The 385-nt window shown below is 64.7% G+C and carries 1 protein-coding gene; it reads left to right on the forward strand.

The window, feature by feature from the left end:
- Positions 1-16: 16 nt before the first annotated feature.
- Positions 17-385, forward strand: a 369-nt coding sequence (locus tag RNB18_RS53420) for an FMN-binding negative transcriptional regulator (protein ID WP_311721233.1), incomplete at its 3' end; no start/stop codon positions are given.

Genomic DNA, 385 nt, shown 5'->3' on the forward strand with positions numbered 1-385 from the left:
AGCCACCGAGGTACGCCTGACCGTGATCGGCGACTACGCGTTCATCCCCACCTACTGGCGAGCCAAGGCCGGCGGCCCCGATGAGGACGGCGTGCCGACGAGCTACTATTCATCGGTTCAGTTCATCTGCCGCCCAACGATTTTGGACGATCCCGAGGGCAAGGCCCGGATCCTGGCCGCTCAACTCGCCGACTTCCAGTCCGAAGGCCGCCACGCGGTCGTCGCCGTCGGCGAAGATCCGTACGGACGCATGCTGCCCGGCATTCGCGGCATACGCCTGGAGGTACTGCGGGTGGAAGCCAAGTTCAAATACGACGATGCCAACCCGATCGAGCATCGCGAGCGGGTCATCGGAAACCTCGAACAGCGCGGGCATGGCCTGGAC

The organism is Streptomyces doebereineriae (genome assembly GCF_031845645.1).
GTDB classification, from domain to species: domain Bacteria; phylum Actinomycetota; class Actinomycetes; order Streptomycetales; family Streptomycetaceae; genus Streptomyces; species Streptomyces canus.